At 70.2% G+C, this 17396-nt stretch carries 18 protein-coding genes, 1 tRNA gene and 1 pseudogene; 8 read left to right on the forward strand and 12 right to left on the reverse strand.

Annotated elements, in window-relative coordinates:
* Positions 1-36: 36 nt before the first annotated feature.
* Positions 37-840, reverse strand: coding sequence for a polyphosphate kinase 2 (gene ppk2 / locus ACWGQ1_RS01740; RefSeq protein ID WP_206252979.1), 804 nt, complete (start codon positions 838-840; stop codon positions 37-39).
* A 184-nt stretch (positions 841-1024) separates the two neighbouring features.
* Between ppk2 and ACWGQ1_RS01745 the strand changes: the two are divergent.
* The 3 genes and pseudogenes from ACWGQ1_RS01745 to ACWGQ1_RS01755 all read left to right on the forward strand — a co-directional run.
* Positions 1025-1177, forward strand: a pseudogene (locus tag ACWGQ1_RS01745) (TetR/AcrR family transcriptional regulator); the annotation flags it as partial.
* Positions 1178-1213: 36 nt separating this feature from the next.
* Positions 1214-1594: an LmrA/YxaF family transcription factor gene (locus ACWGQ1_RS01750; protein WP_240744569.1), complete on the forward strand. Its 381-nt coding sequence runs from the start codon at positions 1214-1216 to the stop codon at positions 1592-1594.
* Positions 1591-2328: a metallophosphoesterase gene (locus tag ACWGQ1_RS01755; RefSeq protein ID WP_452312237.1), complete on the forward strand. Its 738-nt coding sequence runs from the start codon at positions 1591-1593 to the stop codon at positions 2326-2328. The genes ACWGQ1_RS01750 and ACWGQ1_RS01755 overlap by 4 nt, the downstream gene beginning before the upstream one ends.
* 55 nt (positions 2329-2383) lie before the next feature.
* Here ACWGQ1_RS01755 and ACWGQ1_RS01760 read toward each other — a convergent pair.
* Both ACWGQ1_RS01760 and ACWGQ1_RS01765 read right to left on the reverse strand, forming a co-directional pair.
* Positions 2384-2456, reverse strand: a tRNA-Thr gene (locus tag ACWGQ1_RS01760).
* Between the two features lie 39 nt (positions 2457-2495).
* Positions 2496-3449 carry a thioredoxin domain-containing protein gene (locus ACWGQ1_RS01765; protein ID WP_452312238.1) on the reverse strand — a complete coding sequence of 318 codons (954 nt, stop codon included), beginning with the start codon at positions 3447-3449 and terminating at the stop codon, positions 2496-2498.
* A gap of 228 nt (positions 3450-3677) precedes the next feature.
* Here ACWGQ1_RS01765 and ACWGQ1_RS01770 point away from each other — a divergent pair, with 228 nt between their 5' ends.
* Together ACWGQ1_RS01770 and ACWGQ1_RS01775 are read left to right on the forward strand one after the other, a co-directional pair.
* Positions 3678-4781 (forward strand): ABC transporter ATP-binding protein, encoded by a 1104-nt coding sequence (locus tag ACWGQ1_RS01770; protein WP_136031508.1) that lies wholly within the window; start codon positions 3678-3680, stop codon positions 4779-4781.
* Between the two features lie 72 nt (positions 4782-4853).
* Entirely contained in the window at positions 4854-6158 is a 1305-nt protein-coding gene (locus ACWGQ1_RS01775) for a DUF4032 domain-containing protein (protein WP_136031506.1), read from the forward strand.
* Between the two features lie 9 nt (positions 6159-6167).
* Here ACWGQ1_RS01775 and ACWGQ1_RS01780 read toward each other — a convergent pair whose 3' ends face one another.
* The 5 genes from ACWGQ1_RS01780 to ACWGQ1_RS01800 all read right to left on the reverse strand — a co-directional run bounded on the left by ACWGQ1_RS01780 (position 6168) and on the right by ACWGQ1_RS01800 (position 11061).
* Entirely contained in the window at positions 6168-6809 is a 642-nt protein-coding gene (locus tag ACWGQ1_RS01780) for an NAD(P)-dependent oxidoreductase (RefSeq protein ID WP_136031504.1), read from the reverse strand.
* 20 nt (positions 6810-6829) lie between these two features.
* Complete coding sequence (rlmB, locus tag ACWGQ1_RS01785) at positions 6830-7831, reverse strand: 23S rRNA (guanosine(2251)-2'-O)-methyltransferase RlmB (RefSeq protein ID WP_136031502.1); 1002 nt, start codon at positions 7829-7831, stop codon at positions 6830-6832.
* Positions 7824-9224 (reverse strand): cysteine--tRNA ligase, encoded by a 1401-nt coding sequence (gene cysS, locus ACWGQ1_RS01790; RefSeq protein ID WP_452312239.1) that lies wholly within the window; start codon positions 9222-9224, stop codon positions 7824-7826. Before cysS ends, rlmB begins: the two co-directional genes overlap by 8 nt.
* A 59-nt stretch (positions 9225-9283) precedes the next feature.
* Positions 9284-10510: a 2-C-methyl-D-erythritol 4-phosphate cytidylyltransferase gene (gene ispD, locus ACWGQ1_RS01795; protein ID WP_452312240.1), complete on the reverse strand. Its 1227-nt coding sequence runs from the start codon at positions 10508-10510 to the stop codon at positions 9284-9286.
* Positions 10511-10578: 68 nt separating this feature from the next.
* Entirely contained in the window at positions 10579-11061 is a 483-nt protein-coding gene (locus tag ACWGQ1_RS01800) for a CarD family transcriptional regulator (RefSeq protein WP_136031496.1), read from the reverse strand.
* Positions 11062-11195: 134 nt separating this feature from the next.
* On the opposite strand from ACWGQ1_RS01800, the gene ACWGQ1_RS01805 reads away from it, so the two are divergent.
* Positions 11196-11669 (forward strand): DNA modification methylase, encoded by a 474-nt coding sequence (locus tag ACWGQ1_RS01805; protein ID WP_136031494.1) that lies wholly within the window; start codon positions 11196-11198, stop codon positions 11667-11669.
* Positions 11670-11729: 60 nt separating this feature from the next.
* Here the strand turns inward: ACWGQ1_RS01805 and ACWGQ1_RS01810 are convergent, their stop codons facing one another.
* Positions 11730-12413 carry a response regulator transcription factor gene (locus tag ACWGQ1_RS01810; protein WP_136031492.1) on the reverse strand — a complete coding sequence of 228 codons (684 nt, stop codon included), beginning with the start codon at positions 12411-12413 and terminating at the stop codon, positions 11730-11732.
* Positions 12410-13630: a sensor histidine kinase gene (locus tag ACWGQ1_RS01815; protein WP_136031490.1), complete on the reverse strand. Its 1221-nt coding sequence runs from the start codon at positions 13628-13630 to the stop codon at positions 12410-12412. The genes ACWGQ1_RS01810 and ACWGQ1_RS01815 overlap by 4 nt, the downstream gene beginning before the upstream one ends.
* Before the next feature lie 211 nt (positions 13631-13841).
* Between ACWGQ1_RS01815 and phoU the strand changes: the two genes are divergently transcribed.
* Positions 13842-14537 (forward strand): phosphate signaling complex protein PhoU, encoded by a 696-nt coding sequence (phoU, locus tag ACWGQ1_RS01820; RefSeq protein WP_136031489.1) that lies wholly within the window; start codon positions 13842-13844, stop codon positions 14535-14537.
* Between the two features lie 75 nt (positions 14538-14612).
* Here phoU and ACWGQ1_RS01825 read toward each other — a convergent pair whose 3' ends face one another.
* Positions 14613-15362 (reverse strand): phosphoglyceromutase, encoded by a 750-nt coding sequence (locus tag ACWGQ1_RS01825; RefSeq protein ID WP_136045551.1) that lies wholly within the window; start codon positions 15360-15362, stop codon positions 14613-14615.
* 60 nt (positions 15363-15422) lie between these two features.
* On the opposite strand from ACWGQ1_RS01825, the gene ACWGQ1_RS01830 reads away from it, so the two are divergent.
* Entirely contained in the window at positions 15423-16250 is an 828-nt protein-coding gene (locus ACWGQ1_RS01830; RefSeq protein WP_452312241.1) for a class I SAM-dependent methyltransferase, read from the forward strand.
* 15 nt (positions 16251-16265) lie between these two features.
* Here the strand turns inward: ACWGQ1_RS01830 and ygfZ are convergent, their stop codons facing one another.
* Entirely contained in the window at positions 16266-17381 is a 1116-nt protein-coding gene (gene ygfZ / locus ACWGQ1_RS01835; protein ID WP_247982023.1) for a CAF17-like 4Fe-4S cluster assembly/insertion protein YgfZ, read from the reverse strand.
* Positions 17382-17396 lie beyond the last annotated feature (15 nt).

Consider the following 17396-nt stretch of genomic DNA (forward strand, 5'->3'; position numbering starts at 1 on the left):
TCGGCATTCCCGCGTGACGCCGCTCCGTCACCGTCGTTACGCGGCGGACTCGCCCTGGTCGTAGATCTGCGACGGACGCCCGACGAGACGGCTGTCCGGCGCGTGTGCGACCCGCGCGTCCTTTCCGTCGTATTCGAAGCGCGACAGCACGTAGCGGATGGCCTCGAGCCGTGCGCGCTTCTTGTCGTTCGAGCGCACCACGATCCACGGCGTGACCGGGGTGTCCGTGTGGAAGAACATCGCTTCCTTCGCCGTGGTGTAGTCGGCCCACCTGTCCATGCTCGCGATGTCGGTGGGGCTCAGCTTCCACTGCTTCACCGGATCCTCGCGACGGCGGTCGAACCGGCGGCGCTGCTCCGCCTCACCCACCGAGAACCAGAGCTTGATCAGCCGGATGCCCGAGCCCACCAGCATCCGCTCGAATTCCGGAGCGGTTCGGAGGAACTCCTGGTACTCCTCATCGGTGCAGTACCCCATGACGCGCTCGACCCCGGCGCGGTTGTACCAGGAACGGTCCATGAGGACCATCTCACCGCCGGACGGCAGATGGGCCACGTACCGCTGGAAGTACCACTGCGTGCGCTCGGCGTCGGTCGGCTTGTCGAGCGCGACGACCCGGGCCCCGCGAGGGTTGAGATGCTCCATGAAGCGCTTGATGGCCCCGCCCTTGCCGGCTGCGTCGCGCCCCTCGAACAGGACCAACACCCGCTCCGCGCTGTGCTTCACATGCGCCTGCAGCTTGAGCAGCTCGATCTGGAGGAGGCGCTTCTCGGTCTCGTATTCCGCGCGGGAGAGCTTTTCCGAATACGGGTAGCCCTGCTGCCACTCGGGAACGTCCATCGTCAGCCTCCTGCGAACGGGGCGGCCGTAGGAGGCCTGAACAGATGCGCGCAGGTGGCCGGGGCGGGGTGCCGGCCACCTGCACATAAGTAACATAACACTCGCCAAAGTGTTACGCAAATGGCGCGACCGCGGCAGTGCACGACCTCCCCATACCTACCTCTAGGTATGGCATGATCCTTCTATGAGCACAGATGCGAGGGAATCCCTGCTACGCGCGGCGCAACAGCTGTATGCCGCCAACGGGGTGGCGGCGACCACCCCGCGGCAAGTCATCGAGCGAAGCGGTGTGGGACACGGGAGCCTCTATCACCACTTCCCTTCGAAGCGCGACCTGGCGCTCGCTGCCGTCGGCCGTTCGGTGGATGAAGCGTTGGCATCGTCCTCCGACGCCCTGAACGCCCACACCGAGTCGCGAGCGAGGATCGCCGCGTACCTCGAACGTCCCCGCGAGGCGACCTCGGGGTGCCGTATCGGTCGCCTCACGGCTGACCCCTTCGTCGCGGCCGACGAGGAGCTCAGCGCCTCCGTCGCCCGCTACTTCCTCGACCTCATCGGTCTCGTCGCCGACGTCTTCGAAGAGCAGGGGCTCGATGGGGGCGTCGCGCGCGACCGGGCTACGGCCGCGGTCGCGGTGATCCAGGGCGGGTATGTCCTGTCGCGAGCCACGGGGGACGAGCAGATGATGCGCGCCGCCGTCCGCGGGTTCCTCGGCCTCGTGGACACACCCCAGCGACAGGAGGGCGACTCATGACTCTGATCGCGCACCTCAGCGACCCGCATCTGGACACATCTCCGCACCGACTGCGCCGGCTCGAGGCAGTGCTCGCAGCGGTGTCCTCCCTGCCCGACGTCGATGCGATCGTCCTCAGCGGCGATCTTGCCGACCACGGCGCCGCCGAGGAGTACGCCCAACTGTTCGCGACCCTCCCGGTGGACATACCGACGATCTTCGTACCCGGGAATCACGACCACAGCGAGACGATGCTCCACTCCCAGGCCCAGGCCGGTCTCAACCCGGCCCTGTCGGGCTTCATCGACGTGGGCGAGGTGCGCGTCATCGGGCTGGACTCGCACCTCGATGCTCGCGTCGAAGGCCACCTCACGCCGGACACGATCGACTTCGCGCGGCACGCAGCGAGCTCGGCCCCCGGCACCGCCCTTCTCGCACTGCACCATCCACCGGTGCCCGTCGGGCATGATGTCGCCGACGGGTGGAATCTCGAGAACACGAGCGACCTGGAGGCGCTGATCGTGGGGAACGCACGAATCATCGGCGTCCTGACCGGGCACGTGCACTCCGCCCTCGCCGCGTCGTTCGCCGGGGTACCGGTGCTCGGTGCCCCGGGCATCGTCTCCACGATGCGACTGGGAAGCAGGCTCAATCCGATCGCGGACGACACGGCGATGCCGGGGCTGGCCATTCACACCATCGACGGCACCGCCATCCGCACCGTGTTCCACTACCTGAGCCCCGCCGAGCTGTGAGACGCAACGCCCGCCATCCCCCGGAAATACAGGGATGGCGGGCGTTGCCGTCCGGAGCCGACTACGGGACTCGAACCCGTAACCCCCGTATTACAAGTACGGTGCGCTACCAATTGCGCCAAGTCGGCGGGTGCCATCAGCTTAGCGATGGCGGAGGCGCCGCTCGATTACGGCGCGGGCGTCGACGTGGCCGACGGCGTCGGAGTGGGGGTCGAGGTGGACTCGTAGTACGCCTCGCTCGCCACCGACATCACGAACGTGGACAGCTCCTGCGGGTCGTCGAGCGCCCCCACATAGGCCTCGCCGTTCACGACGATCATCGGCGCGGCGGTGAGGACCAGGTCGTCGGAACCGGCGAGCGGACCCTTGAGCGCCCGCGTGGTCGCTTCCTTCGCCCAGTTCACGAAGTCGCCCTCCTCGATGCACTTGCGGACGACCTTCCCGTTGTCGACGCCGACCGCTCCAGCGAGGTTCGCCAGCTCCTGATCGGAGAGACCGTCGCTGCCGACCTCGGGCTGATCGTCGAGCAGGTCGTGATTGAACGCGTAGAACTGGTCGGGCGAGTGCGTCGCGACGCACGCCGCAGCTGCGGCCGAGCGCAGCGAGTACTTCGTGCCGTTGGAGCTGGCCGTCAGCAGCGCGACGGGGTGATAGCTCACTGTCGCCGCGCCGTCCTCGATCCACTGCGCGAGCAGTCGCGCGTTCGCGCGCTCGAACTTCCCCGCATCGGGCGACAGATAGTCGACGTAGACGTGCACGTCCACAGCCTGAGACGCGGTCGGATCCGGCGTGGGAGAAGCGGAGGCACCGGCCTCGGACGGCGTGGGCGTCGGCGTGGCGGGGGCTTCGGCGGAGGTGGCCATCGACGAGATGTCGGTCACCACGACGCCGTCCGACTCCATGCCGCTCGGGCTGAGCTGAGGCTTGGATACCTGCGACGTCACGGCCATGGTCACCGCGGTGCCGACGGCCCCGACGGCGATCACCGCGACCGCGCCGATGATGATCCGTCTCATCAGGCGGGCCCTCGACTGCTGGGCGTGCACCTTCTGGGCCTTCTCCCGCACGACCTCGCGGGAATTGCGAGGTGCGGGGACGTTCGGCGTTTCGTCGCTCGACATCGTTCCTCTTGAGTCTCGGGGGGTCCGGGTTGGCCCCGACCGTCGCCCGGCGACGATCGCCGCAGAACGCGGCCGGATTCGATGCTAGTCAGTGAGGCTGAGAAATACCCAGGTACGGCCGATCGTGCCATACTGAACCCGACCCGATGGCGGGTCACGGCGGGTCACTCCGCCGCTTCATTCACTACGGATCGTCCGGCACGTACCTGCCGGTGAAGGAGAAACACGATGGCATCTGTGACTTTCGACGAGGCCACCCGCCTCTACCCCGGCGGAACCCGTCCGGCCGTCGACAAGCTCAACCTCGAGGTGGGCGACGGTGAATTCCTCGTCCTCGTCGGCCCTTCCGGTTGTGGTAAGTCCACCTCGCTCCGCATGCTCGCCGGCCTCGAAGAGGTCAACTCCGGCCGCATCCTGATCGGTGACCGCGACGTCACCGACGTGCCGCCGAAGGACCGCGACATCGCGATGGTCTTCCAGAACTACGCCCTGTACCCGCACATGACGGTCGCCGAGAACATGGGCTTCGCGCTCAAGATCGCCGGCGTCGGCAAGGAGGAGCGCGCCGCCCGTGTCCTGGAGGCCGCCAAGCTCCTCGACCTCGAGCAGTACCTGACCCGCAAGCCGAAGGCCCTGTCGGGTGGGCAGCGTCAGCGCGTCGCGATGGGCCGCGCCATCGTCCGTCAGCCGCAGGTGTTCCTCATGGACGAGCCGCTGTCGAACCTCGACGCCAAGCTCCGCGTGCAGACCCGTACGCAGATCGCGTCGCTGCAGCGCCGTCTCGGCGTCACCACGGTCTACGTCACGCACGACCAGACCGAGGCGCTCACGATGGGCGACCGGATCGCCGTGCTGAAGGACGGTCTGCTGCAGCAGGTCGGCTCGCCGCGCGACCTGTATGAGAAGCCGAACAATGTCTTCGTCGCCGGCTTCATCGGCTCCCCCGCCATGAACCTGTTCGCGGCGGACCTCGCCGACGGCGGCGTGCGCTTCGGCACCGAGGTCGTCCCGCTCGACCGCGACACGGTCGGCCGCGCCAACGGCTCGCAGGTCACGGTCGGCGTCCGCCCCGAGGACATCACCGTGGGTCCGGCCGACGGCAAGGGCCTGTCGGTCGTCGTCGACCTCGTCGAGGAGCTCGGCGCCGACGGCTACCTCTACGGCCACACCGAGATCAACGGCAAGCGCGCCGACCTCGTGGCCCGCGTGGACGGCCGCAACCACCCGAACGCCGGCGAGACCGTGACCCTCGCGGCCAACGCCGGTCACGTGCACGCCTTCGACCAGGAGACGGGCGACCGCCTGAACGACAAGCCGGTCGTCTCCGCCTGATCGGACACACCATCCGCGGCGCGGGCTGACTTCGGTCGCCCGCGCCGCGCTCGTTTCCCCTCAGGAGCATCCATGCAGGAGTCGCTGCGCATCACCGCCAGCACCGTCGACCCGGGGCTCCTCGCGCTGCCCTGGTCGACCAGCCTCGCCAAGTGGCCGTCCGAGCACATCGTGTCGCTGCCGAAGGGGCTGTCCCGGCATCTCGTGCGCTTCGCGGACCTCTCCGGTCGGGTCGTCGCCGTCAAGGAGACCACCGCCGCGATGGCGCAGCGCGAGTACGACATGCTCGGCAACCTCGCCCGCCTCGACGTCCCCTGCGTCGCCAGGGTCGCCGTGATCGCCGGGCGCACCGACGCCGCCGGCGAGCCCCTCCCCGCGGCGCTCGTCACCTCGCACCTCCGCTTCTCCATGCCGTATCGCGCGCTGTTCACACGCGTGCTCCGACCCGACACGGCCACGCGACTCGTCGACGCGCTCGCCCTGCTCCTGGTGCGCCTCCACAACGTCGGCTTCTACTGGGGCGACGTGTCGCTGTCGAACACCCTCTTCCGCCGCGACGCCGGCGCGTTCGCGGCCTACCTCGTGGATGCGGAGACCGGCGAGCTGCACGAGGAGGGCCTGACGGACGGTCAGCGCGCGTACGACCTCGACCTCGCCAGGACGAACATCGCGGGCGAGATCATGGACCTCGCGGCGGGCGGTCGGCTCGAGCACGGCGTGGATGCGGTCGCGATCGCCGACGGCATCGTGTCCTCCTACCGCTCGCTCTGGGCGGAGCTCACGGCGCAGGAGTCGTTCTCAGCGGCGGAGACATGGCGCATCACCGAGCGCGTCGAACGCCTCAACGCGCTCGGCTTCGACATCGACGAGATGTCCATGTCCACGACCGCCGACGGGACGGTGGTCGAGATCCAGCCGAAGGTGGTGGATGCCGGCCACCACCAGCGCCGCCTCATCCGGCTGACGGGACTCGACGTGGAGGAGAACCAGGCGAGACGCCTGCTCAACGACCTCGACGAGTTCCGTGCCCGCTCGACCAAGCAGTGGGCGGACGAGGAGATGTACGCGCATGAGTGGCTCACGCGCGTGTTCGAGCCCGTCGTCCGCGCCATCCCCTACGACCTGCGCGCCAAGCTGGAGCCCGCCGAGGTGTTCCACCAGGTGTTGGAGCACCGCTGGTACCTGTCGCAGGCGCAGGGCCGCTCGATCCCCCTCGCGGAAGTCCTGACCAGCTACATCAACGACGTGCTGCGCCACCGCCGCGACGAAGCGACCATCATGGGACCGCCGACCGAGACCATGAGCCTCCCGGTGATCACCGGCACGCTCTCGCTCGCCGATGACGAGGACGAGGTCGACTGGCGCGACCTCGTCTGAACGCCGCCCTCAGTAGCCGACCGTGAACCGCTCGCGGTGGTGGTTGCCCTGCTCGATCTCGTCCACGACGGCCACGGCGAAGTCCGCGCCGGAGATGTACGACTTCCCCTCCTCGTCGCGCACCAGCACGTCGCCGCCGTCGCGGTAGCGACCCGTCCGCTCCCCCTCGGCCCAGGGGCCGAAGACCTCGGCGGGGTGCACGAAGAACCAGTCCAGCGCGGGATCGGTCTCCTCGAGCAGCGCGAGCGAGTCGATGCCCACCTGCGCCTCGTGCTTGTACTCCTCCGGGAAGTCGAGGTCGAAGAGCCTCGGCCCCTCCGGAGCGACCAGGCTGCCGCCGGCACCGCCGACCACACCGAGCCGTGTCTCGGTCCCGGCGAGCACGCCGATCACCGTGGTGAGGGCCTCGAGCACCCGATCCTCCATGTCACCGCGGGGCGACAGCGCGGACACCACGGCATCCGCACCCGCGAAAGCCTCCCGCAGCGACGCCGCGTCGAGGGCGGATCCCTGCACGTACGCGGCGCCGGCGACCGGGTCGGACGGCGTCGTGCGGGAGATCGCGACGACCGCATGATCGCGGCTCACCGCCTCCGACACGATGTGCCGTCCGGCATAACCGGTTCCTCCGAGGACGATGATGCGCGCCATGCTCTGCCTTTCTCGTGCGGTCAGTCCGCCGCGCGGACGGTCGCCACCTGGTACAGGGCGACCGACGCGGCGATCCCGGCGTTCAGCGACTCCGTCGCCGCCGAGATGGGGATGGAGACGATTTGGTCGCAGGTCTCGGTCACCAGACGCGACAGGCCCTTGCCCTCGGAGCCGACGACGATCACGACCGGTCGATCCGCGAGCTGCAGCTCGGGCAGCGACACATCTCCATCGCCGTCGAGCCCTAGCACGAACACGCCCTGCTTCTTGAACTCCTTGAGCTGCGTGGTGAGGTTCGTCGCGAGGGCGACGGGGATGCGCGCGGCGGCACCGGCACTGGTCTTCCACGCCGCCGAGTTGACACCGGCGGAACGGCGCTGCGGCAGGATGATGCCGTGGCCGCCGAACGCCGCCGTCGAGCGGATAATCGCGCCGAGGTTGCGCGGGTCGGTCACGCCGTCGAGCGCCACGAACAGCGGCGTATCCCCGCGGTCGATGACCTGCTCGAGCAGATCCTGCGGGTGCGCGTACTCGTACGGCGGCACCTTCAGCGCGACGCCCTGGTGCACGCCGTCGAAACCCGCCATGCGGTCGAGCTCCTGGCGTGTGACCTCCAGCACCGGGATGTCGCGGTGAGTCGCGATCGACAGCATCTCCTTGACGCGATCGTCCATCTCGACGCGCTGCGCGATGTACATCGCCGACGCCGGGATCTTGGCCCGCAGCGCCTCCAGCACCGAGTTGCGGCCGGTCACCGTCTCGGTGTCGGTGGTGTTGTCCTTGGCACGGGCCGTGCGGTTGGGGCTGCCACCCGACGGGCGCCCGCCGGGCTTGCCCTTACCGCCCGCCGCGGCGTAGCGCTCGGCCGCGGCCTTGCGCTTCCCGGCCGGGTGCCATGCGCGGTCCTCCGCCTTCGGGGTGGGACCGCGGCCCTCGAGCGCCTTGCGCCCGAGACCACCGGTGCCCTTCGTGGGGCCCTTCTTCTTGCCCTTGCTCGCGCCGGGGCGCCCTGGCTTAGTCATCGATGCTCCAATGAGTTCCGGCCGGAGTGTCCTCCAGCGTGATTCCTGCGGCAGCGATCGCATCACGGATGCGATCCGCCGCCGCCCAATCCTTGTCCGCCCGCGCCTGCGCACGCTGCGTGATCATCTCCTGCACCAGCGCGTCCAGTGCGGCCGCCCGGGCGTCGCCCGCGGGCGTGGCGTCGCTCGGTCGGAGACCGAGCACCGACGTCATCGCCGACACCGCGCGCGCCGCCTGCGCGGCCGCGTCGCGGTCTCCCACGTCGAGCGCGGAGTTTCCCGCCCGCACGGTCTCGTGCACGACCGCGAGCGCCTGGGGAACGCCGAGATCGTCGTCCATCGCAGCGGCGAAGGCCGGCGGCAGGTCTTCGCGACTCTCGGCGGCGTCCACCTCCGCGACACGCGCCGACCGCTCCAGGAAGGTACGGATACGACCGAGGGCCGCCTCCGCCTCCGCCCACGAGGACTCCGACAGGTCGAGGCTCGAGCGGTAGTGCGCGGCGGCGAGCGCATAGCGCACCACCAGCGGGTCGTGCGCGTCGAGCACGTCACGGGCGAGCGTGAAGTTGCCGAGCGACTTCGACATCTTCTGCCCGTCCACCGTCACCAGGCCGTTGTGCACCCAGTACCGCGCGAAGCCGTCCCCCGCCGCCGTCGACTGCGCGAGCTCGTTCTCATGGTGGGGGAAGCGGAGGTCGAGCCCGCCGCCGTGGATGTCGAACTCGTCGCCGAGGTAGCGCTTCGACATCGCCGAGCACTCGATGTGCCATCCCGGTCGCCCGAGACCCCACGGCGAACGCCACGTGGCATCGGCCGGCTCATCCGGCTTCGACGCCTTCCAGAGCGCGAAGTCCTGCGGATTGCGCTTCCCCCGGGGGTCCGCATCCTCCGCCGCCTCCATCGCGTCGACCGACTGATGCGTGAGCGCGCCGTACTGCGCCCACGACCGCACGTCGAAGTAGACGTCGCCGCAGCCGTCGGGCGCGGGATAAGCGTGGCCGCGGTCGATGAGGCGCGTGATCAGCTCCTGCATCTGCGGCACCGAGGCGGTGGCACGGGGCTCGTAGGTGGGCGGCAGGATGCCGATGCCCGCATACGCCGCGGTGAACTCCTGCTCCATCCGATACGCCAGCGCCCACCACGGCTCCTCCGGTGTGGCGTTCTGCAGCACCTTGTCGTCGATGTCGGTGACGTTGCGCACGAACGTGACGCGACCGTAGCGGTGCTCGAGCCACCGGCGCAGCAGGTCGAAGCTCAGCGCGGCCCTGACGTGACCGATGTGGGGTCCGGACTGCACCGTCGGTCCGCACACGTACATCGTGATGTTCTCGGAGTCGAGAGGCACGAAGTCGCGCAGCAGCTGTGCGCGGGTGTCGTAGAGGCGGAGGGTCACCGGTCAAGCCTACTCGGCGGGCGCGCGGCGCTCCTGATCGTGTCGCGGATACGCTCGGCTCAGCGGTGCGGGCCGTCCACCGGCACCACGAGTGCGACGGCCGTGACCGCGATGCCTTCTCCGCGGCCGGGGAAGCCCAGGGCGTCGGTCGTCGTCGCAGTGACCGACACGGGAGCGCCCCCGAGCGCCGCCGACAGCGCGCGCTCCGCCTCGACACGGCGGGCGCTGAACCGCGGACGGTTGCCCTGGAACTGCACGGAGACGTTCCCGATCGAGAAGCCGGCTTCGGCGAGCAGCCGCCGCGTCGCCGACAGGAACACGTCGGCGTGCGCGCCCGCATACTCCGGATGCGCCGTGCCGAAGTGGGTGCCGATGTCACCCAGCCCCGCCGCGCCGAGCAGGGCGTCGACGATGGCGTGCGCGACCGCGTCGCCGTCGGAATGACCCGACAGCGGCTGTTCGCCCGGCCACTCCAGCCCGGCGAGCCACAGGTCGCCCTCGCCGCCGAACGCGTGCACGTCGGTTCCGACGCCCACGCGCGGTAGAGCGCCTGCGACGCGGTCTCGCCGAGCACCCGTGCTCGGGGGCGCCGTCGCGAGGAGAGCCCTGGCACGCTCGAGGTCGTCGGGAGTCGTGATCTTGAACGATCGCTCCGAACCAGGGACGAGGCGGACCGTGTGACCGGCCGCGGCGAACAGCGCCGCGTCGTCCGTGTACTCCGCGCCCTCCTCGGCGGCACGCGCGTACGCCGCCTCGAGCGCGTCGCGCGGGAAGCCCTGCGGCGTCTGCGCCGCGGCGAGCTCGGAGCGGTCGACGGTGCCGGTCACGACGCCGCCGTCCACCCGCTTGAGGGTGTCGACGACGGGAAGCACCGGAAGCGCGGCCGCCTGCGCCGTGACGGCCGCGGCGACCGCATCGATGACGGACGGCGGGGTGAGCGCCCGCGCCGCATCGTGGACGAGCACCGTCGTCACGTCACCCCAGAGGGCCGCCAACCCCGCGGCGACGGATTCCTGACGGGTGGCGCCTCCCGTGACCACGCGGCCGAGATCGGCGCGGTCGCCCGCGGCGGCGAGAAGCTCGGTCTGCGCATCGCCCTCGTGCCCGGCCGGCGCGACCACGATGACCTGCAGGGGCTGCGCCGCGAACACCCCGTCGAGGGCGTGGCGCAGGATCGTGCGGTTGTCGATGCCGACGAACGCCTTCGGGGCGCGCGCCTCCAGTCGGGTGCCGGAGCCGGCGGCGACGATGATGATCGCGGTGTGCGGGACGGGAACGATGCTCACGCCTTCACGTTACCGGCGGAGACGACGAAAGGCGGGTGCCGCAGCACCCGCCTTTCGTCGTGAAGAAGTCAGGAGGCGAGGACCTCGTCGAGCAGGGTGCCCGCCTTGTCCTCGTCGATCTTCTCTGCCAGCGCCAGCTCCGAGATGAGGATCTGACGAGCCTTCGCCAGCATCCGCTTCTCGCCGGCGGAAAGCCCGCGGTCCTGGTCGCGACGCCACAGGTCGCGCACGACCTCGCTCACCTTGATGACATCGCCGGAGGCGAGTTTCTCCAGGTTCGCCTTGTAGCGGCGGGACCAGTTGGTGGGCTCCTCCGTGAAGGGAGCGCGCAGCACCTCGAACACGTGATCGAGGCCCTCCTTGCCGATCACGTCGCGAACGCCGACCAGGTCGACATTCTCGGCCGGGACCTCGATGATGAGATCGCCCTGCGTGACGTTGAGCTTCAGGTACTTCTTCGTCTCGCCCTTGATGACGCGTTCCTTGACCTCGATGATGGTCGCAGCGCCATGGTGCGGATAGACGACGGTCTCGCCAACCTCAAAAAGCATAAAAACATGTCCTTTCGGCAACCTCAAGGATACCACAGGGGATATGCGCTAAGGTTCGCGCTTCCTCGTCCACGCCCCGCTGACACATACCCATAGAATGGGTACGGATACCCCGCCGGACCTCAGGAGGACCCGTGAAATCGCGCCTTGTCGCGTCTGCCGCCATCAGCGCCCTCGTTCTGCTCGGCGCGACCGGGTGCACGTTCATCACGCCGCAGTCGACCAAGATCGAGTACGCGGCCTCCGACGGCGTGAACGTCTCCGACAAGGACGGCCCGATCGACGTGCGGAACGCCCTGGTCATCGCGAACGAAGACGGCTCCGTCGGCAACTTCGTCGGCGCGATCGTCAACCCGACGCAGGACCGCGCCACCCTCACCATCACCCTGGAGGGCGTCGACCCGTTCACGGTCACCGTCTCCGCCGGCCAGACCATCAGCCTCGGCTCCGACGAGGAGCCGCTGCGCATCGTCGGGCTCGACACGAAGCCCGGCGCCACGGTCGACATCCACTTCCAGTCCGGCGACTCGGCCGGCGTCACGACCGCGGTGCCCGTGCTCGACGGCACCCTCCCCTACTACTCGGACCTCGCGCCCGAGGGCGACTGACACCGCACGAACGCACGAGGCCGGCACCCACGGGTGCCGGCCTCTTCGCGTCCCCGGTCGTCAGCCCTCGAAGCGGTAGCCGAGACCGCGCACGGTCACGAGCATCACGGGCTCGCTCGGGTTCTCCTCGATGCGGGACCGGATCCGCTTGATGTGCACGTCGAGCGTCTTCGTGTCACCGAAGTAGTCGCTCCCCCACACCCGGTCGATCAGCTGCCCCCGCGTGAGCACGCGCCCGGAGTTGCGCATCAGGACCTCGAGGAGCTCGAACTCCTTCAGCGGCATGTTGATCTGCTCCCCCGCGACCGACACCGTGTGGCGATCGATGTCGAGCGACACGCGTCCGCCCTCGAGCACCCTCTCGTCGAGCTCACCCTCGGCCTGGACGACCCGACGCAGAACGGCCCGCATCCTGGCCAGCAGCTCCCGCGACGAGTACGGCTTGGTGATGTAGTCGTCGGCGCCCAGTTCGAGCCCCACCACGATGTCGACCTCGGAGTCCTTCGCGGTCAGCATGATGATCGGGATGGCCGACGTCGACCGGATCTGACGACACACCTCGGTGCCGGGCATCCCCGGCAGCATCAGGTCCAGCAGCACGATGTCGGCACCGCGCTCCCGGAACGCCGCCATCGCACCGGGACCGTCCTCGGCGATCTCCACCTCGTACCCCTCGCGGCGCAGCAGATACGCGAGGGGATCAGCGAGGTCGGGCTCGTCTTCGACGAGAAGGATGCGGGTCATGCGGTCTCTCCGTTTCGGACGCGCGAGCCGGCCGACCTGGCCGCTTTCCGCGCACGCTTCTTCTTGTTCTTCTTGTCACGATCGGCGTTCGCCGGCGCGGCGATCTGCGGAAGACGGATCGTGAAGGTGGAGCCACGGCCCGGCCGGGACCACAGGCGCACCTCGCCGCCGTGGCGCTGCGTGGCGTGCTTCACGATCGACAGTCCGAGCCCTGTGCCGCCGGTGCGGCGCGAGCGCGCCTCGTCCGCACGGTAGAAGCGCTCGAAGATCCGCTCCCTGTCGGCCTCCGCGATCCCGATGCCCTGATCGGACACGGCGATCTCGACCACGTCGTCGTCGGCCCGCACCCCCACACCCACGCGCGAGCCGCGCGGGGAGTACACGATCGCGTTGGCGATCAGGTTGCCCACCGCCTCGATGAGGATCTGCGCGTCGCCGCGCACCCACACGCCGCGGTCGCCCCCGCGTGCAAGCTCCACCCCCGCCGAATCGGCCTGCACGACGTGCGCCTCGATGGACGAGGCGATGACCTCATCGATCGAGACGGGTCCGACCTCCGTCAGGCCGTCCTCCGCCTGCAGGCGGGACAGGCTCATTATGCGGCCGGTGAGCTGTCCGAGCCGGTTGGCCTCCGCCGAGATGCGCGACGCGAAGACGCGCACCTGTGCGGGATCGTCGGCGGCGGACTCGATCGCCTCCGCGAGCAGGCTCACCGCCCCCACCGGGGTCTTGAGCTCATGACTCGTGTTCGCCACGAAGTCCCGACGCATCTGGTCCAGGCGCTCCTGCTCGGTGACATCCCGCACGATCAGCAGCACCAGGCGCGCCCCGATCGCACTCGCCCGTGCCGACACCAGGCGCGGATCGAGGCTGAGCCCTCCGCGAGTGATGCGCAGCGACTCCATCGCCGTGTCGCCCGAGGCGCGCACGCCGCGCACCAGCTGCCGCAGCTCCGGGTTCTCCAGTGTGGAGCCGACCTCGATGCCGAACCGCGCCGCCGCCCGCGAGGTCGCGAGCACGAGTCCCGAGGCGTCGACGACGCAGGCCGCGTCGTCCATGCTGCCGAGCACATCCGTGATCCCCTGCGGGATCGACGTCGACGTCTCCTCCTCCGCACGCGCCCTCGCCCGGTAGGCCCAGACGACCAGGAGCGACATCCCGACGCCGATCACCAGCCCGATGGCAAGGGAGGACAGCGCGAGCTGCGGCAGGGTCATGACTCCAGCGTAGAGCGCGTTCACCGCCCGTCCGGCGGGTTTCCGCGCCGTGACGGGGAGGCGAGACGTACTATTCACTCGCTGGGCACCGTTCGTTAACCTTCGGAGCAGACAATCGATTCAGGCCTGCGCACAGGCCCGAACTCGTGCGGACGCCCCGCCGCCTCGCGCTGACGACTCAGCAGAGATCCGAACGAAAGGTTGCGCCCCCATGCGCGAAGTCTTCCACCAGTCCCTCGAGGACCTGCAGTCCCGCCTCGTCGAGATCGCCGACCTCGTCACCGTCTCGATCGACAAGGCGACGCGCGCGTTCGCCACCAGCGACGTCGCCCTGGCCGAGGAGGTCATCGCCGATGACGCGAAGATCGACGAGCTGGCCGTCGCGCTCGACGAGCAGGCCATCGAGATCCTCGCCCGCCAGCAGCCGGTCGCGCGCGACCTGCGCATCGTCGTCACCGCGCTGCGCGTGAGCGCCTCCCTGGAGCGCATGGGCGACATGTCCGAGCACATCGCGCAGCTGGCGCGGCTGCGCTTCCCCGAGCGCGCCATCCCGAAGGGCCTCAAGGGCACCTTCGTGCGGATGGGCGAGCTCGACGTCGAGATCTCGCGCACGCTCGCCGAGCTGCTGCGCACCCAGGACCTGAAGTTCGCCGACCAGATCCGCAACGCCGACGACGACGTGGACGAGCTGCACGCCAGCGTGTTCGAGAAGGTGCTCAGCGACAACTGGAAGGGCGAGGCGGTCGCCACCGTCGACGCCACGCTGGCCAGCCGCTACCACGAGCGCTTCGCCGACCACGCGGTCGCCGTCGCGAAGAAGGTCGTGTACCTGGCGACGGGCGACTGGCACGTCGAGGAGGAGGACATCGCCCTCGCCGTGGAGCAGCAGGAGCTCGGACACGCCTGACGCGTCGCCCGTCGTACGCGAGAGACCCCCTGCGCCGATCGGCGGCAGGGGGTCTCTCGCGTCGGGGCGTGCGCGTTACTTCTTGCCCTGCGCGGCCACGGCGGCGGCACCGGCGGCGGCGGCCTCGGGGTCGAGGTAGCGGCCGGGGCCGGTGGGCGCGTTGTTCTCGTCGAGCTCGTAGACCAGCGGGATGCCGGTGGGGATGTTGAGTCCGGCGATGTCGTCGTCGCTGATGCCCTCGAGGTGCTTCACGAGCCCGCGCAGCGAGTTCCCGTGCGCGGTGACCAGCACCGTCTTGCCTGCCTCGAGGTCGGGCACGATCGCGGTCTCCCAGTAGGGCAGCAGGCGGTCGATCACGAGCTTGAGCGACTCCGTGCGGGGCACCTCACCATCGATGTGCGCGTACCGGGGGTCGTTCACCTGGCTGAACTCGCTCGCGTCGTCGAGCGGGGGCGGCGGCACGTCGAACGAACGGCGCCACAGCTGGAACTGCTCTGGACCGAACTCCTCCAGCGTCTGCGCCTTGTCCTTGCCCTGCAGCGCGCCGTAATGCCGCTCGTTGAGTCGCCACGAGCGCGTGACCGGGATCCACAGCCGGTCGGCCGCGTCCAGCGCGATGTCGGCGGTCTGGATCGCTCGGCTCAGCAGCGAGGTGTGCAGCACGTCGGGGAGGATGCCGGACTCGGCGAGCAGCTCACCGCCGCGACGGGCCTCGCCCTTGCCCTGCTCGGTCAGGCGGACGTCCACCCAGCCGGTGAAGAGGTTCAGTTCGTTCCACTCGCTCTGGCCGTGGCGGAGCAGGATCAGGGTGCGCTTCGCAGTCATGCGGCCAGTTTATCCGCGGCCGTGGATCGGACTGCGCCGGGCACGGGAGAGGATGGACGCATGGCGTCATCTCCGCTCGGCCAGCCGACCCGTGGCACGACCGGGACCAACCGGCTGCGCCGCAACGACCGCTGGATCGCCGCGAGCACCGCGTTGCGTCGCGCGGATGATCCGCTCGTGGTCGACCTCGGCTACGGCGCCAGCGGGGTCACGGCGCTCGAGCTCGCCGCGCGCCTGCGCCGGGTCCGTCCCGACGCGGAGGTGCTCGGCCTGGAGATCGATCCGGCGCGCGTCGCCACGGCCACGCGACAGCTCGCCGAGGTCCGGGCGGGTCGGGCGGGATTCCCGCCCGATCTGCGGGTGTCGTTCGCGCGCGGGGGCTTCGAGGTGCCGCTGCCGGGCGACCGCCGTGCCGCCGTGATCCGCGCCATGAACGTGCTCCGGCAGTACGACGAGGCCGAGGTCCCCGCTGCGTGGCGCACGATGGCGGCGCGCCTCGCCCCCGGCGGCTTGCTCGTGGAGGGGACGTGCGACGAGATCGGCCGCATCGCCAGCTGGGTCGACGTGGACCGGGATGGATCGGCGCTGCGCCTCACGATCTCGCTGCGACTGGAGGGACTCGAGCGTCCGAGCATCGTCGCGGAGCGGCTGCCCAAGGCGCTGATCCATCGCAACGTCCCCGGCGAGCGCATCCACGCGCTGCTCACCGAGCTCGATCGGGAGTGGGACCGCGCGGCTCCCCTGTCGACCTTCGGCGCCACGCAGCGGTTCCTCGCGGCCGTGTCCGCGCTGCGCGACCAGGGGTGGCCCGTGCAGGGCGGCCGCACGCGCTGGCGTCTCGGCGAGCTCACGCTGCCGTGGGACGCGGTCGCCCCGCGCACGACCTGACGCCGGGACGCCCGCTCAGGCGGACGGCGAGGTGCGGCGCGGGTCCGGCGCGGTCGGGCGGCGCGACAACCGCGTCAGGCGGGGCACCTCCGCCGTGGCGCCCGCGTCTGCGGGGACGATGACCTGCTGCGACGCCGCGATGTCGACGCCCTCGGAGCGCACGACCAGGTCCCCGACCGGGGCGCGGCGCGACAGGATCGCGAGCGCGATGGGGCCCTCCTCGTGGTGTCGCGCGACCGAGGTGATGTGCCCCACCTCGTCGTCGCCCGCGAAGACCGGAGCGCCGGGCTCGGGGAGCACTGCGTCGCTGCCGTCGAGGTGCAGCGCGGCGAGCCGCCGAGGCGGATGACCGAGGTTGTGCACCTTCGACACGGTCTCCTGCCCGCGGTAGCAGCCCTTGTCGAGGTGCACCGCGCTGCGCAGCCAGTCGGACTCGTGCGGCAGCGACCGCTCATCGACCTCGGACGCCCACCGCGGTCGCCACGCGGCGATGCGCAGAGCCTCCGCGGCCAGCAGTCCGGCGACCTCGCCGTCGTCGAGGGTCGCGGCGAGCGCGGGCACGCTGCCGCTCGGGACGATGGCGATGCGCCAGGCCAGGTCGACCCCGGGGTGCTCGGCGGTCGCGGCGTACTGATACCCGCCTGCGCTGACGCGCTGCCAGGGGTCCGCCCACACGAGGGCGCCGTCGATGGTGCGGATCCGCTCGGACGCCGCGCCGGCGTCGACGAAGCCCAGCAGCGCCACATCGTCGCGCACCTCGACCGTGGCCTGGGTGCGGAACTTCATGCGGGTGAGCCAGCCAGCCAGTGCCTCCGCGTCGGCGGCATCGACGATGAGCCAGGTCGCGGAGCCGTCGTCGACGACACCGGCGGCGTGCTCCACCCGCCCCTGGGGATCGAGCACCAGCAGCTCGGTGCTCTCGCCCGGTGCGAGTCGCCCGACGGCCTGCGACGTGATGGAGTCGAGCCAGCCGAGACGCTCGGGGCCCGCCACTTCGATGACGGCGCGGTCGTCCAGCGGGACCAGCGCCTCGCCCGCCGCCAGCCAGCGCTGCTCGCGGAAGGGATCGCCGAAGTGCGCCACGCCCCCGTCGCCGAGGACGGCCCCGTTCCGCTCGTCGAACCCGCCCATGCCTGCTCGCCCCTC

The sequence above is a fragment of the Microbacterium sp. NPDC055599 genome (assembly GCF_053618975.1).